Annotated in this window: 14 protein-coding genes; 7 read left to right on the top strand and 7 right to left on the bottom strand. The window is 49.5% G+C overall.

The features are described 5' to 3' along the window. Positions 1 to 8: 8 nt before the first annotated feature. Positions 9 to 923, top strand: a complete 915-nt coding sequence (locus tag K384_RS09155) for a phosphate/phosphite/phosphonate ABC transporter substrate-binding protein (protein ID WP_038031636.1) — start codon at positions 9 to 11, stop codon at positions 921 to 923. On the opposite strand, the gene K384_RS09150 is transcribed toward K384_RS09155, so the two are convergent. From K384_RS09150 to K384_RS09135, 4 genes are all read right to left on the bottom strand, one after another. Then, positions 908 to 2,437 (bottom strand): histidine kinase, encoded by a 1,530-nt coding sequence (locus K384_RS09150; RefSeq protein WP_038031634.1) that lies wholly within the window; start codon positions 2,435 to 2,437, stop codon positions 908 to 910. The two genes, K384_RS09155 and K384_RS09150, sit on opposite strands and share 16 nt — an antisense overlap. A 73-nt stretch (positions 2,438 to 2,510) precedes the next feature. Continuing rightward, positions 2,511 to 3,986, bottom strand: coding sequence for an oligosaccharide flippase family protein (locus K384_RS09145; protein ID WP_051633283.1), 1,476 nt, complete (start codon positions 3,984 to 3,986; stop codon positions 2,511 to 2,513). A 32-nt stretch (positions 3,987 to 4,018) separates the two neighbouring features. Further along, positions 4,019 to 4,804, bottom strand: a complete 786-nt coding sequence (locus K384_RS09140) for an enoyl-CoA hydratase/isomerase family protein (protein ID WP_038031632.1) — start codon at positions 4,802 to 4,804, stop codon at positions 4,019 to 4,021. Positions 4,805 to 4,840: 36 nt separating this feature from the next. Next, on the bottom strand, positions 4,841 to 5,818 hold the full coding sequence (locus K384_RS09135; RefSeq protein ID WP_038031763.1) for a pyruvate dehydrogenase complex E1 component subunit beta: 978 nt from the start codon (positions 5,816 to 5,818) through the stop codon (positions 4,841 to 4,843). A 172-nt stretch (positions 5,819 to 5,990) separates the two neighbouring features. On the opposite strand from K384_RS09135, the gene K384_RS09130 reads away from it, so the two are divergent. The 4 genes from K384_RS09130 to K384_RS09115 all read left to right on the top strand — a co-directional run bounded on the left by K384_RS09130 (position 5,991) and on the right by K384_RS09115 (position 10,388). Beyond that, positions 5,991 to 6,500 (top strand): DUF6702 family protein, encoded by a 510-nt coding sequence (locus K384_RS09130; protein ID WP_051633282.1) that lies wholly within the window; start codon positions 5,991 to 5,993, stop codon positions 6,498 to 6,500. Positions 6,501 to 6,586: 86 nt separating this feature from the next. Continuing rightward, positions 6,587 to 8,215 (top strand): L-glutamate gamma-semialdehyde dehydrogenase, encoded by a 1,629-nt coding sequence (gene pruA, locus K384_RS09125; RefSeq protein ID WP_038031630.1) that lies wholly within the window; start codon positions 6,587 to 6,589, stop codon positions 8,213 to 8,215. Between the two features lie 152 nt (positions 8,216 to 8,367). Then, on the top strand, positions 8,368 to 9,447 hold the full coding sequence (locus K384_RS09120; RefSeq protein ID WP_038031760.1) for an LptF/LptG family permease: 1,080 nt from the start codon (positions 8,368 to 8,370) through the stop codon (positions 9,445 to 9,447). A gap of 11 nt (positions 9,448 to 9,458) precedes the next feature. Next, the gene (locus K384_RS09115) at positions 9,459 to 10,388 is read left to right on the top strand and encodes a DMT family transporter (RefSeq protein WP_038031628.1); all 930 of its coding nucleotides are present in this window, start codon (positions 9,459 to 9,461) and stop codon (positions 10,386 to 10,388) included. Positions 10,389 to 10,401: 13 nt separating this feature from the next. Here the strand turns inward: K384_RS09115 and mazG are convergent, their stop codons facing one another. Continuing rightward, complete coding sequence (gene mazG, locus K384_RS09110; protein WP_038031626.1) at positions 10,402 to 11,190, bottom strand: nucleoside triphosphate pyrophosphohydrolase; 789 nt, start codon at positions 11,188 to 11,190, stop codon at positions 10,402 to 10,404. 47 nt (positions 11,191 to 11,237) lie between these two features. On the opposite strand from mazG, the gene K384_RS09105 reads away from it, so the two are divergent. Further along, on the top strand, positions 11,238 to 12,014 hold the full coding sequence (locus tag K384_RS09105; RefSeq protein WP_038031625.1) for an alpha/beta fold hydrolase: 777 nt from the start codon (positions 11,238 to 11,240) through the stop codon (positions 12,012 to 12,014). On the opposite strand, the gene K384_RS09100 is transcribed toward K384_RS09105, so the two are convergent. Next, a complete protein-coding gene (locus tag K384_RS09100) occupies positions 12,011 to 12,718 on the bottom strand; it encodes a Dph6-related ATP pyrophosphatase (RefSeq protein WP_157630114.1) in 708 nt (235 codons plus the stop codon). The two genes, K384_RS09105 and K384_RS09100, sit on opposite strands and share 4 nt — an antisense overlap. A gap of 210 nt (positions 12,719 to 12,928) precedes the next feature. On the opposite strand from K384_RS09100, the gene guaB reads away from it, so the two are divergent. Beyond that, entirely contained in the window at positions 12,929 to 14,398 is a 1,470-nt protein-coding gene (gene guaB, locus K384_RS09095; protein ID WP_038031624.1) for an IMP dehydrogenase, read from the top strand. A gap of 153 nt (positions 14,399 to 14,551) precedes the next feature. Here the strand turns inward: guaB and K384_RS13900 are convergent. After that, on the bottom strand, positions 14,552 to 14,736 hold a 185-nt coding region (locus K384_RS13900; RefSeq protein ID WP_038031623.1), incomplete at its 5' end, for a hypothetical protein.

The following is a 14,736-nucleotide window of genomic DNA, read 5'->3' as shown; positions in this document are numbered from 1 at the left end:
TAAAAAAAATGAGGAAAATTGCACAATACTTCGCTCTTTCTCTTATTTGTCTGTTGGGCAATATGTACATGACACAGGCACAAAAAGCAGTGTTTGGCATCAGCCCGATGGGCCTGAGTAAACAAACCACAGACATTGCTCCCCTGCTCCAGGAGTACTTAAACAAAGAGATGCCTTTTCCGGTCGAGGTGCGCATGTATGATTCGGTTTATGATTTGGTGAAAGCATTGCAAGGTGGGGAAGCACAGTATGCATACATTAACCCCTTTGGCTACCTTTTGGCAAAGAGTGAAGCCGCCTTGGAAGTGTTGGCTATGCGTGGCAATCTGGATGGACAACCGGAAGTTTACCGCAGCTGCCTGGTAGTGCCGCAAGCAGTACCGCTCAATAGTATTGAAGACTTGCAAGACCATATGGGCGAATACCCCATTATTTTTACCAACGTTACTTCCACTTCCGGGCATCTGTTGCCCCGCCTGGTATTGAACAAGGCAGGTATTCAGGCGGAGGTATATTTTAGCGATATTGTTTTTGCAGGTACCCACCAGGCGGTGATTGAACGATTGCATGGCGGTGAGCCTGCCGTATTGGCTTGCTCTTACGATTTATTGCAGCTGAAGACACAGGAAGGAAGCATAGACCCGGCCTCTTACAAGATACTGTGGAAGTCGGAGGCTATTCCACATGGGCCCATCGTGTGCCAAAGCAGCTTGGATGCCACACAAAAGGATGCCATGTTGAAAGCACTGCAGGCCATACCTGAAAAAGCCCCTGCCTTATGGCAAATTTTCACCGAGAAGCTGTGGCGCAATCCTAAAGTGCGCATTATCAAAGGCGAAGAATCGGTGTTTGATTACCTGCAAGCCTTGGTAGAGAGCGACGAAGAGCTGATGTTTATCTTGGATTTTTATTTGGCTGAATAAGCACTTTTTTGAGTAGGCAGCTGTATTTCATAAATAATACTTTGCGGGTGCTCTGATTTCTCTACTTTCAGGGTGCCCGCCTGTTTTTTTAGTATGTCTTTGTAAATCAGGCTGAAGGTTTCGCGTAGCGAGAAAGCCAGGTAGCTTCGCACCGGCCCTTCATAACCGGGCAGTTTGATGGCAGCCACAGAGGCCGGCACCTCGATTCGCAACACGCATTTGCTTTCGTTGACAGCTGCAATGGCAAGTGTGATGCCGTTGCCTTGTTTGCTTTCACTGATGTGAAAGTAAATGATATTGAGAAGTAGCAGGCGCAAAAGCTGTGCATCAGCGTAAATCTGTATTACATCCGTTATGGAGGTTTGCAGGCTTACTTTATTGGTATCCAAGCTGCTTTGAATTTCTTCGATAAGCTGTTGTACTTTGTCATAATTGAGCGTAATGCTTGATAAATGCAGGGGCAGTTCATCTTTTTGAATGGCCAGCCAAACGAATATGTTCTCTGCAATCACGTCGATTTGATTGATGGCATACTCCAGGTCTTGAGCCGACTGACGGATTTCTTCTTTTGAGAGCTTATCAACAAAGTGGGTGAGCAGGTGGGTAATGTTTCGCATGGTGCGCAAGGGAACGCGCAGGTTCTTAGTCAATAAAGCAAGGAGCATCTCCTTCTCTTGATTGGCATGGAGCAGCTCTTCTTGGGCTTTCAATAGTTCCTGATTCAGCTCGTGCAAGCGGTGTGCTTGGCGGCGCATCCGGTCCTCGTTGAGCTGCAGTTCCCGGTTGGCAGACTCCAGTGCTTGTTTTTGTATCTGCAGCTTTTCGAAGTACTGTTGAATAGTACGGGTAACAGGGCGAAAAACAAGCAAGCCTATAAGCAGCAGTAACACAATGGACACAATCGTGAGCCCTAAAGCCACGCGCCCCCAATAGGCTACTACCTGAGCCGCCTGCTCGTCATATTTAAAGGCAATATCCTGCATGTAGGAAACAAAAAGAGGCACTTCTTTGCTGATGGTTTGCCGGGCTTGTGCAAGCAGCGAGGAATCGAGTTGAGGTGCCTCGATAAGCTCGTGGGCGAGGTTTGTCAGTCGTGAGAAGTGTTGGTTGGCTACTCTAAAGATCGCTTGTATTTCTTCGGTGTTGTATTGTACATCTAAGTTGAAGTCAGGGTCTCCTTTCTGCAAGCCGACATAGCCCTTTTCGAGGGTTGCCAAGCTGTATTGAATGTTCTGAATATGTTGCTGTTGCTCTTCGGCTGTGCTTGCTGCACTCAGCTTCCATACGGCTATTTCAATGGCTTGTGCGTCGGTGGCGCAACGTCCGGCTATGTTGACCATGCGGCTTACATAGGACCGGGCATTCAGCGGGTTGTTTGGGTCCGGTGTCAAATAACGGCTGATGATGCCATAATTGAGCAAAATGATGCCTGCGACCAAGCTTAAGCCGATGATGTAACTCCATAAAAAATAACGATGCAACAATGGCGAATTGGTCTTGGTTGGGCTGCCCATAGCTAAGAGAAAGGTTTCTGTAAGATGCTAAAATTTATAGAATTTTATAGGCTAATCAAAGGCATGATGGACTTTATGAGGACGGCAAATCACGAGATGCCCCGCTTTGCAAGCCCCAATAAAAGCCCAGCCCCAAGGGTATGAGCAGCAGGTTTTTCCATACAATACTTTGCCATCCCTCGAGGTAAAAGAAAGTGTCGGCAGCCCACAGAGCCAAAGCTGTTCCAAGCAGACAGCTTACAAGGTAGCCCACACGATAAGGAATGGGGTAGTGGCGCTGCCCAAGCCAATAGCAAGCCAACAGCATGATGCCGTAAGCCGCGAGCGTTGCATAAGCACTGCCCATATATCCTATACGCGGTACCAACCATAGGTTGGCAAGTACCGTAACTACCGCCCCCAGAAGGGTGAAATAAGTACCGTATATGGTGCGGTCGGTAAGCTTATACCAAACGCCCAAGTTGAAATAAATGCCTAAAAGCAGATTGGCCATCAGCAGCACGGGCACAATGCCAAGCGCTTGATGGTAAGCCTCATTGCGTATGAGCAACCACTTGAGCCAGTCGATGTTGAAAGAAACCGCCAGTACGGCCAGGCAGCCTATGGCTGTGAACCAGTCAAGTACGCGGGCAAATACTTCAGGGGCATTCCGGTCTTTGACTTTTGAAAAATAAAAAGGCTCGGAAGCATAGCGAAACGCCTGAATGTAAAGCAACAGAAACACAGAAAACTTGACGCAGGCATTATAAACGCCCAAAATATATTGGTTGGATTGCGGGTACAGGCCTTCGGGCATGTAATATTTGATAAACCACCGGTCAGCCAGGCCATTGACCTGTCCTGCCAAACCGGTAGCCACCAGAGGGGCTGCATAAGCTATGAGCTGACGCATGAGTGGGCGTTCAATGCGAAAACGGAAGTCTTTGAGATAGGGCAGCAAAGGGAAAAACAACAAAGCGTTGGCCAACAGGTTGGCCAAGAAGACGTAGCCCACTTTGTCGTGAGCGCCCAACAAGGAAGGCAAAGTGCCGCCTTGTGGCAGTATCCATAAAAAGAGTATGTTGAAACCTACGTTGAGTAAGATGCTGCCTACTTTGGTGAGGGCAAAATAACGGGCTTTGTGCAAAAAGCGCAGGCGGGCAAACGGAATAGCCCAGAGGGCATCGATAAACATCAGAGCTGCCAGCAGGTAAATGTACTCTTCCTTTCCCGTATAGCCCATATAATTGACCAGCTGAGTGGCATTCAAGGCAAGCAGGGCAGAGAGCAAGCCGCCCAACACAATGATAAAAGAAAGGGCTTGCGAATACACCTTTGACTCGTCCAGTTTATTGGCATAGCGGAAGTAGGTGGTTTCCAGTCCAAAAGTGTAGATGATATTCAGAAAGGCCACATAACTCAACAGCTCGCCTACGGCGCCGTATTCTTCGGGCTGCAGGATGCCCTTGCTTGTATAGAAGGGCACCAACAAGTAATTGATAAGACGCCCCAGTATGCTGCTTAGTCCATACCAGAGCGTCTCACCTGCCAGCTTGCGAATGCTACTCATGGAGTGTGTGTGTCAATCGATAAAAGTCTGTTTTACTTACCGGTGAAGTGTGGGGTTCGTTTTTCCAAGAAAGCAGAAGTTCCTTCTTTGAAGTCTTCCGACTTAGCAGCCAAACGGAACGAATTGGCTTCGGTTTGGTAGCCGTTTTCTTGTTCGTTGTAAGAAGCATTCACGCACTGAATAGCCAGTCCTATGGCTTTTGGGCTGTTTTTCAGTATTTTAGCCATCAATTCTTGAGCGGCGGGCATCAACTCTTCGTAGGTGTCCACCACGCGGTTCACCAAGCCCCAATCCAGCGCTTTGGTGGCGTCAATCATTTCGGCGGTAAGAATCATTTCGAGGGCACGCCCTTTGCCTACGAGCTGCGGCAGGCGCTGAGTGCCGCCATAACCGGGAATGACGCCCAGTTTTACTTCCGGTAAGCCGAACTTGGCTGTTTTCACGGCAATGCGCAGATGGCAAGCCATTGCCAGCTCGCAACCGCCTCCCAGGGCAAAGCCATTGACCGCAGCAATCACCGGCTTGTAGGCTTGCTCTATCATGGCAAATATTTCTTGCCCTACTTCGGAGAACTTGCGGCTGTCGAGTTCTGTCAGTTGAGCGATTTCGGCTATATCTGCCCCCGCCACGAAGGCTTTTTGTCCTGCACCGGTGATGATCACACCACGGATGCTGTCGTCGTCATAGACAATTTGCATGGCTTCGTGCAGCTCTTCGAGGGTGGCTGCGTTCAGGGCATTGAGCTTGCTTTCCCGGTTGATGGTGATGAGGGCAATCCCTTCGTTGACTTCAAACAAAATATTCTTAAAGTCCGGCATAGTTGTTTCTGTTTGGTTAGGGGTTCTATATACAAATTATCTGTACATCACCGCATTCAGTGCTTCTATGGTGCGCTTCACATTGGGCAGGGTGGCTTCTACCAAAGTGGGGGCATAGCCTAAGGGCACATCCATGCTGTTGACACGGCGCACCGGCGCATCCAGATAGTCGAAGGCAAAGCGTTGGATATGATAAGTCAGTTCAGAAGAGATGGCGCCCAGGGGCCAAGCTTCTTCCACAACCACGGCACGGTTGGTTTTCTTTACGGACTGAATGACGGTGTCATAATCAATGGGGCGTACGGTACGCAGGTCAATCACTTCCACTTCAATGCCTTCTTTTGCCATTTCGTCGGCGGCTGCCAGGGCTACTTTCATCATTTTACCGAAAGAAATGAGGGTGGCAGCATTGCCTTCGCGCACTACTTTGGCTTTGCCTATGGGAATCAAATATTCTTCTTCGGGTACTTCGCCTTTGTCGCCGTACATCAGCTCGGATTCCATGAAAATAACCGGGTCGTCATCGCGGATGGCTGACTTGAGAAGCCCTTTGGCATCGTAGGGGTTGGAAGGAACCACCACCTTTAAGCCCGGGCAGTTGGCATACCAGCTTTCGAAGTTTTGCGAGTGCTGTGCCGCCAGCTGACCGGCATTGCCGGTAGGACCACGAAAAACAATAGGCACAGGGTATTGCCCCCCTGACATTTGCATCATCTTGGCAGCGCTGTTGATGACCTGGTCTATGGCTACCAATGAGAAGTTGAAAGTCATGAATTCGATAATAGGACGCAAGCCGTTCATGGCAGCCCCTACGCCTATGCCTGCAAAGCCCAGTTCCGAAATGGGGGTATCGATGACACGCTTGGGTCCAAACTCTGCCAACATGCCTTCACTCACTTTGTAGGCGCCATTGTATTCGGCTACTTCTTCGCCCATGAGAAACACGCGCTCGTCGCGACGCATTTCTTCGCACATGGCTTCGCGCAGGGCTTCTCTGAATTGTATTAGTCTCATATCGTGTGTGCTTAATTGAATACTTTTTTGAAAGTAAATGTTTATGAGGTGGTAAAAATAGAAATTTAACAAACAATTCTCAACATTGTGCAAACGAATCAGGCACATTCGTTTTGCCCGGACAGAAAAGCGCAAAGCTTGTATCTTTGTTTTGACTCAAACAATCAATCCTATGACAGCACTTGTGTCTTTTATATGCTCTTTTTGGCTTTCGTTTGTTTCGCTTTCTACCCGGCATGACTTCCATACCAGCCTTGCCGACGTGCGCTACAACACGAAAAGCAAGCACTTTGAAGTGGCGCTGCGTGTTTTTACCGATGATTTGGAGGCAGACCTGAGTAAGTTTACCGGTAAGAAAGTACGTTATCCGCAACAAGGAAAGGACCGCAGCCCCGATGCCGCTTTGACCGCCTACTTGAAGCAGCACTTCTATCCCGTGTATAAAGGCAAACCCCTGAACGATATTCACTATTTAGGCAAAGAGAACATCGTGGACGTAACATGGATTTACTTTGAAATTCCGGCCGGTAGCATTCGCCCCGATAAGCTTCGTTGGCGCTACAGCCTGATGTTTGATTTGTTTGATGACCAGAACAACCTGCTCAACATAGATTATCAAGGGCGGAAAGCCACTTTGCTTTTTGACCGCACACATCCCGAGTTGCCTGTTTCTTGGGATTAAAGCGGCGCAAACGAGCCTGTTTTTGCCAGTGCTTTGCATGGCATTGTGTAGATTTGTATGAACGTTCACCAAAAACAATAGACGTTATGTCCGGAATATTCACCTTACCTATCCCCAAAAATGAACCTGTATTGAGCTATGCGCCCGGTACGCCCGAGCGTGCAGCCTTAAAAGAAGCTTTACGCACTCTCAAATCGCAAGAGTTGGACATCCCCATGGTGATTGGCGGGCAAGAAGTACGCACCGGCCAGGTGGTACGCATCGCCCCGCCCCATGAGTTGTCGCATACTTTGGGACATTTTCATAAAGGGGGCAAAGAAGAAGTAGAACAAGCCATTCGTGCTGCCCTGAATGCCAAAGAAGCATGGGAAAATATGGCATGGGAGCAGCGCCTTTCCATCTTCCTGAAAGCCGCTGATTTGATTGCCGGTCCTTATCGTGCCAAGTTGAATGCGGCTACCATGTTGGGGCAGTCGAAAAACGTGTTTCAGGCAGAAATAGATTCTGCTTGCGAAATGGTCGATTTCCTGCGCTTCAACGCCAAGTTTGCCGAGCAGATTTACCGCGAGCAACCTGAATCGGCGCCCGGCATGTGGAACCGTATGGAGCACCGCCCGCTCGAAGGCTTCATCTTTGCACTTACGCCTTTCAACTTTACTTCTATTGCCGGCAACCTGCCCACCGCCCCCGCCATGATGGGCAATGTGGTAGTATGGAAGCCGGCCGAAACGCAAATTTATTCGGCACATGTGCTGATGGAAATTTTCCGCGAAGCCGGCTTGCCTGACGGAGTCATTAACCTTGTTTTTGTGGATGGACCCGTGGCCGGTGAGGTTATCTTCTCGCATCCCGAATTTGCCGGCTTGCACTTTACCGGCAGCACGGCCACTTTCCAACACCTGTGGCGCACCATTGGCAACAACATCGACCGCTACAAGTACTATCCGCGTATTGTGGGCGAAACCGGCGGCAAAGACTTTGTGATTGCCCATGCTTCGGCCGATGCCAAAGCCTTGGCTACAGCCTTGGTACGCGGGGCTTTCGAATACCAGGGACAGAAGTGCTCGGCTGCTTCGCGCGCCTATATTCCTGCCAACTTGTGGGAGGAAGTGAAGCAATATATGTTGGAAGACCTCGCAAGCATGAAGATGGGCAGCCCCGAGGACTTCACCAACTTCATCAATGCGGTGATCGACGAAAAGGCATTCAACAAAATCACCGGTTACATAGACGCAGCCAAGCAGGCGCCCAATGTAGAGTTGATTGCCGGTGGCAACTACGATAAATCGGAGGGTTACTTTATAGAGCCCACCATCTTCCGCACCGATGATCCGATGTACACCACCATGTGCGAAGAAATATTTGGTCCGGTGCTGACGGTGTACGTCTATCAGCCCGAAAACTATGAAGATACGCTTAGCCTGGTGAACCAAACATCGCCTTATGGTTTGACCGGAGCGCTGTTTGCCCAAGACCGCTATGCCATAGAGCTGGGCACCAAGAAACTGCGCCATGCCGCAGGTAACTTCTACATCAACGACAAGCCCACGGGCGCTGTGGTGGGGCAGCAGCCTTTTGGTGGCGGGCGTGCATCAGGCACCAACGACAAGGCCGGTTCTATTTTGAACCTGCTGCGCTGGGTATCGCCACGCACCATCAAAGAAACCTTTGTGCCCCCGGTAGATTACCGCTATCCGTTTATGCAGGAAGACTAAGCAAGCGCATCAATAAGCAAAAGCCCGGTGTGCACAGCCGGGCTTTTTTTATGCTCTTGCCCGTGGAAAGGGTGCTACTTTGGCTTTCTGTATTATTTTTGCATATATGCAAGCCGTTGGGCTTATTTGATTTTCAATATTTTCCCGGATGTATGCTAAAACTTCTTGACAAATATATTCTGCGGCAGTTTCTGGTGACTTTCGTTTACGTGGTGTTTATTTTCATTTCCATCATCGTGGTGATTGACATCATAGAGAAGTTGGAAGACTTCCACAACATGCCTGCCACGGTGGAAATGATCATTACGCAGTATTATCTGAACTTCATTCCCTACATTGCCAACACCATCAGTCCCATCATGGTGTTTATTGCCACGGTGTTTGTGACCTCGCGCATGGCCAACCGCACCGAAATCGTGGCTATTCTGAGTAGCGGGGTGAGTTACCTGCGCTTTTTGCGCCCTTATTTGATTGGCTCTTCTATTTTGGCGGTCATTACTTTTTATCTTATCAACTGGGTTATTCCGGATGCCAATAAGGTACGCGTCGATTTTGAAAACACCTACATCAAGTCGCGCTACTATTTTGATCAGCGCAATGTGCACATACAAGTGGCGCCGGAAGTGTATGCCTACATGGAGAGTTACGATAATATTTACAACATCGGCTACCGTTTCACACTGGAGCGTATTCGTGACGGGCAGCTGCTCGAAAAACTGGAAGCCCCGCGCATCGTTTGGGACAGTACCAAAAACAAATGGCACGTTGACCGCTATACGTTGCGCAAAATCGATGGCATGAAAGAAGAGCTTAGCTTTCATGACGGTATGGACACTACTTTGAATCTTTCGCCCGAAGACTTTCAAAGCAAGCACCTGTTCAATGAAAAGCTGACTTTGCCCGAACTGAATGAATACATCGCTTTGCTGAGGTTGCGCGGCTCTGAAAATGTGCAAATGTATTTGATTGAAAAGTACCTGCGCTTCACCTATCCCTTTGCCATGATTATTCTGACGGTGATAGGGGTGCTGGTGTCGTCGCGCAAAAGCCGGCGGGGCGTAGGGGCGCAAATTGCCTTGGGTTTCGTTCTGGCTTTTGTGTATATTCTTTTCTTCATCCTGAGCCGGGCGATTGCCAATGCCGGCAACATGCCGGCTATGTTGGCGGTGTGGTTGCCCAATCTCATCTTTGCGGTGATTGGTTTCTTTATTTACCGTGTAACGCCTAAATAAGCGCTTCTTTTATGAAAGCAGACTGGAAAGACTACTTGCACTTGCATTTTATTGTTTTCATTTGGGGGTTTACGGCAGTGCTGGGCGACCTCATCAGCATTCCGGCGGTGGAGCTGGTTTTCTGGCGCACCTTGCTTGCCTTTGCAGGGATGGCTTTTTATATGCGCTGGCGCAAGGTGCCTTTGCGTCTTGAACGGCGTGCTTTGCTGCCTATTTTCTTAACCGGCAGTTTGATTGCTGCCCACTGGATTTTGTTTTTTGCCGCTACCAAGGTGGCCAATGTGTCTATTTGTCTGGTGGGTTTGGCATCGGTTACCTTATGGACAAGCCTTCTGGAGCCGCTCATCAACCGGCAGCGCATTAAGTTGTTGGAAGTGGTCTTGGGGTTGATTATGATTTTTGGGCTTTACCGGGTATTTGCCGCAGAGTTTTCCTATGCTTTGGGCTTGATATTTGCCGTGGCATCGGCTTTTTTGGGTGCACTTTTTGGTATTCTGAATGCCCGGCTTGTGAAACAATACCACTATTATTCCATCACCTTGTATGAAATGTTGGGCGCTTGGGTTACCTGCGTGTTGTTTTTGCCTGTGTACAGGTTCTTTTGGGTGGAAGAACTGCAGCTGCTGCCTACGCCTGCCGACTGGGGCTATTTGCTGGCTTTGTCGGGTATTTGCACCGTCTATGCTTTTTCGGCAAGTGTGAAGTTGATGAAAAAATTTACGGCTTTTGCAGTGAATTTGACGGTAAACTTGGAGCCGGTTTATGGCATTCTGCTGGCTTTTTGGTTGTTGGACGAAGCCAAATATTTGTCAGAAGACTTTTTTGTAGGCGGCGCCATCATTTTGGGGGCGGTGTTTGCCTATCCGGTGCTGAATTACTGGTTCTATGGGCGAAAAAAGAAAGCGCACATAGAACCTATGCGCGCCACACATATTGAATAGCCGTTCACTTGCACTACTTCTCTGTTTGCTTGGCTTCATTCCATAGGGCATCCATTTCGGCCAAGGTCATATCTTGCAAATGGCGCCCTTGTTCACGGGCTTTCTGTTCCAGATATTGGAAACGCTGTATAAACTTGCGGTTGGTGCGTTCGAGAGCGGTTTCGGGGTTGAGACCTGCCAAACGGGCGTAGTTGATAAGGGCAAAGAGCAGGTCACCAAATTCAGCTTCCGCTTGCTCTTTGTCTTTGAGCTTGCCTTCTTGCAGATGGGCTTTGAATTCGTGCAACTCTTCTTCCACCTTGTCGAGTACTTGCACGGCTTCGTCCCAATCGAAGCCTACGGCACGGGCTTTCTCTTGTATGCGCATGGCTTTAATCAAAGCCGGCAGCGATTGGGGTACGCCGGAAAGCACAGACTTTTGCCCTTCGGCTTGCTTTAACTGTTCCCAGTTCTTTTTTACCTGTTCTTCGTTGTCGGCTTGCACGTCGCCGTAAATATGCGGATGCCGGCGAATCAGCTTTTCGCAAAGTTGCTCGATGACATCGGCAATATCGAAGGTTTGGGTTTCGGAGGCTATGCGCGCATAGAAGACGATATGCAGGAGCACGTCGCCCAATTCCTTTTTGATTTCTTCCATGTCTTTCGAAAGGATGGCATCCGACAGCTCATATACTTCTTCGATGGTCAGGTGGCGCAGGCTGTCGATGGTTTGCTTCTTGTCCCAAGGGCATTTTTCGCGCAGTTCGTCCATGATATCCAATAAACGTCCGAATGCGCGCAGTTTTTCTTCTTTTGTGTGCATGATTTTTTAAATTAGCCGGTGCGACAAATTTAGTGAAATTCAACTGTATGGAACTGCTTCATTATAGAACCTATGGCGAGGGTCCGGCAATTGTATTGTTGCACGGCTTCTGCGAAAGCTCTTCTATCTTCAAACACTTTTTGCCTTCGTTGACGGCGCATGGGCGGGTGATAACAATTGACTTGGGAGGCTTTGGGCAAAGTGCCGGCCGACTGCCCCAACCGGTAACCATGGACAGTATGGCACAACAGGTGGCTGCCGTGCTCGACCATCTGTCAATAGAAAAAGCTGTCTTCATCGGGCATTCACTGGGCGGCTATGTGAGCTTGGCATTTGCCGACCTTTATCCCACAAGGGTTAGAGGCTTGTGTTTGTTTCATTCTACAGCCCTTGCCGACAGCGAAGAGAAAAAACGCACACGCAACAAGGTGATTGAGTTCGTGAAAAAGGTGGGTGTGCCCGTGTTTATCGATTCTTTCGTGCCGCCCCTGTTTTATGAAGGACGGCGCGAAGAACTGAGCGACTACATAGAAGTATTGAAGGCAGAAGCAGCCCAGACACCGCTGGAATCGGTGGTGGCAGTCACCGAAGCCATGCGCGACCGTCCGGCAAGACTGCATGTATTGGAAAAAGCAGATTATCCTGTGTGTTTCATCATCGGGAAAAACGATGCGGCCGTGCCGCTTGAGAGCTACATGGAGCAAATAGTGTTGCCGCGACAATGCACGGCCCACTTTTTGGGAGAAACCGGGCACATGGGAATGTTTGAACGCCCACAGGAGTGCTTGCAGTTTCTGGTGGCTTTCATTGGGCAGTGTATTTAATCTGCCTCGCTCAATACCAAATCGGCAAAAGCATACGTATGGGTATGGCGCCTGCCGTCGGCAAGCGTATAGTGGTAGGCTTGGTGGCGAATGCCACGGCAGCTTACGGGTAGTGGATTTTGGAAAAAGGCAGCATCATATACAAAAGTGTGAAATTCGCCTTTTTCACCAAACATGTCTACATCCGGAAAGCGACGGGCAAAGCCTTCGGGATTGTAGTCTTTGCCGGTAATGTCCGCGGGCAGCTTTTGCAAGTCGGCAGCGCATATCAAGGTGCGTATTTGCCACTTTTCGAAGCACTTACTCAAAGAACTGTAAGGCTCTTTCCATAGAGGGAAAAGCGCATGAATGCCAGCCCGCCGGCACAACGCCAAGCGATATTGCCGCAGGTCTTCGAGATGCAAGTCACCAAAAGCCACTTGTGTGCATCCTTCTGCTTGTATTTGCCGGTAGAAATCCAACATCACTTGCTCATAGGCACTGTTGTCGGAGGCAGCCGGCACATGAATGACGCGCAAAGCGGTGTTCATGGCTTGGGCTTGAGCTTCAATCAAAGACAACGGTACGCCGTGCATGCTTACACGCTCCAGTGATTCGTTGACAGCGCAATGCAGTTGAATACAGGCCTGTGGGTACAGTTGCCGCAGACGGGCATAGCACAAAGCAGAATCTTTGCCACCGCTCCAGCTCAGATGAATAAGCATATACTTGTGGGTTTCTTTGTGGAAAACATCATTGATAAGCGTAAAACTAAAGCCCGTGTGGTATTGAGACAAACAAGATTTGGTAAAATATCTTTTTTGCCGCCAAGCAATTACTTCAATTGTTAAAATCTTTTTAATCAAGCGCTTTAATAATCGAAAAAAGCCATCTATCTTTGTCCGGCAAATAAAGGATTTAAACTTTTATTTGCCATGTCTGAAAACAGCAAAATTCTTTACGAAGCACTCACCTACGACGATGTGCTTCTGGTGCCCGCTTATTCGGAAGTGCTTCCGCGCGATGTAAGCACCCGCACCCGTCTCACCCGTGACATCGAACTCAACATACCGATTGTAGCCGCCGCCATGGATACCGTCACCGAATACCGGCTGGCCATTGCCATGGCGCGCGAAGGAGGGCTGGGTTTTATCCATAAGAATATGTCCATAGAAGCCCAAGCCGAGCAGGTGCGCAAAGTGAAGCGCTCGGAAAGCGGCATGATTATAGACCCGGTGACCTTGCCTGCCGATGCTACTTTGGCAGATGCGCAGCGCATCATGAGCGAATTTAAAATAGGCGGCATTCCGGTAGTGGACAAGCAGGGACGCTTGGTGGGCATCATCACCAACCGGGATTTGCGCTTCCAAAAGAAGCTTTCGCGCCCTGTGAGCGAGGTAATGACCAAAGAAAACCTGATTACGGCTTCGGAAGGCATCACGCTTGAGCAGGCCGAAGAAGTGTTGCAAGAGCATAAAATAGAGAAACTGCCGATTGTCAACAAGGAGGGCATATTGGTAGGGCTGATTACTTACAAAGACATTATGCGCCGCCGCAACTATCCGAATGCCTGCAAAGACCACCTCGGACGCCTGCGTGTGGGGGCTGCTGTGGGGGTTACCCACGATATCCTCGACCGTGTGGCGTTGCTGGTAAAAGCAGGGGTGGACGTCATTAGCATAGATACCGCCCATGGGCATTCGCGCGGCGTGCTCGATGCCGTGAAAAAAGTAAAGCAGGCATATCCTGACCTGCCTCTGGTGGCGGGCAACGTAGCTACGGGGGCGGCCGCCAAAGCACTCGCAGAAGCCGGTGCCGATGCCGTGAAAGTAGGTGTAGGTCCCGGCAGCATCTGCACCACCCGTGTGGTGGCAGGTGTGGGCGTGCCGCAGCTGAGCGCTGTCATGGAAGCTGCCGCGGCTTTAAAAGGTACAGACATACCTGTGATTGCCGATGGTGGCATTCGTTACTCGGGCGATGTGGTGAAGGCCTTGGCAGGCGGTGCCCATACCGTTATGATTGGCTCGCTGCTGGCAGGTACCGAAGAGTCGCCGGGGGATGTCATCATTTTCGAAGGGCGCCGCTTCAAGACCTACCGTGGCATGGGCTCGCTTGAGGCGATGGAAGCCGGCTCTAAAGACCGCTATTTCCAAGATGTGGAAGACGACATCAAAAAGCTGGTGCCGGAAGGCATTGTAGGACGCGTGCCCTATAAAGGCACTGTGGGAGAGGTTATCTATCAGCTTGTCGGTGGTTTGCGTGCCGGCATGGGGTATTGTGGTGCCAAGGATATTGCAGCTTTGCAAGAAGCCAAGTTCGTGCGTATTACCAATGCCGGCGTGCGCGAAAGTCATCCCCACGATATCATGATTACCCGCGAAGCACCCAACTACAGCACTCGTTAAATGCTTGTCTGTTTGGCATATACAATATAAGCCATAAGCCACGGCAGTTTAAATGTGCCGTGGCTTCGTTGCTTTTCACAATTGATGGCATCTTGATAAAAAAGCCGCCCGGTGAGGGGCGGCAGGATGAAGGGGGCGTATATCTTTTTCTATTTATAGCTTTATGCAGAATACAGAAATAAATTCTACGCGATAAATCACCGCTTTGTCTTGCAGTTTTTCGACTACGAAGAGGGGCCTGTTGTTTTCTTGGCATTTGAGAAAGAAAGAACAAATATGGTCTTGTAATATTTCATCTCCGTTATAATCGCTCAATATTAATTGAGCCAGTTCAGCCG

Source organism: Thermonema rossianum DSM 10300, assembly GCF_000426825.1.
Classification (GTDB): domain Bacteria; phylum Bacteroidota; class Bacteroidia; order Cytophagales; family Thermonemataceae; genus Thermonema; species Thermonema rossianum.
This window is presented reverse-complemented; position numbering and strand designations above follow the sequence as displayed.

Bases quoted from the DNA above. Each gene is read 5' to 3' on its own strand.
- K384_RS09155 (WP_038031636.1), top strand. From the start codon at position 9: ATGAGGAAAATTGCACAATACTTCGCTCTTTCTCTTATTTGTCTGTTG.
- K384_RS09150 (WP_038031634.1), bottom strand. From the start codon at position 2,437: ATGGGCAGCCCAACCAAGACCAATTCGCCATTGTTGCATCGTTATTTT.
- K384_RS09145 (WP_051633283.1), bottom strand. From the start codon at position 3,986: ATGAGTAGCATTCGCAAGCTGGCAGGTGAGACGCTCTGGTATGGACTA.
- K384_RS09140 (WP_038031632.1), bottom strand. From the start codon at position 4,804: ATGCCGGACTTTAAGAATATTTTGTTTGAAGTCAACGAAGGGATTGCC.
- K384_RS09135 (WP_038031763.1), bottom strand. From the start codon at position 5,818: ATGAGACTAATACAATTCAGAGAAGCCCTGCGCGAAGCCATGTGCGAA.
- K384_RS09130 (WP_051633282.1), top strand. From the start codon at position 5,991: ATGACAGCACTTGTGTCTTTTATATGCTCTTTTTGGCTTTCGTTTGTT.
- pruA (WP_038031630.1), top strand. From the start codon at position 6,587: ATGTCCGGAATATTCACCTTACCTATCCCCAAAAATGAACCTGTATTG.
- K384_RS09120 (WP_038031760.1), top strand. From the start codon at position 8,368: ATGCTAAAACTTCTTGACAAATATATTCTGCGGCAGTTTCTGGTGACT.
- K384_RS09115 (WP_038031628.1), top strand. From the start codon at position 9,459: ATGAAAGCAGACTGGAAAGACTACTTGCACTTGCATTTTATTGTTTTC.
- mazG (WP_038031626.1), bottom strand. From the start codon at position 11,190: ATGCACACAAAAGAAGAAAAACTGCGCGCATTCGGACGTTTATTGGAT.
- K384_RS09105 (WP_038031625.1), top strand. From the start codon at position 11,238: ATGGAACTGCTTCATTATAGAACCTATGGCGAGGGTCCGGCAATTGTA.
- K384_RS09100 (WP_157630114.1), bottom strand. From the start codon at position 12,718: ATGCTTATTCATCTGAGCTGGAGCGGTGGCAAAGATTCTGCTTTGTGC.
- guaB (WP_038031624.1), top strand. From the start codon at position 12,929: ATGTCTGAAAACAGCAAAATTCTTTACGAAGCACTCACCTACGACGAT.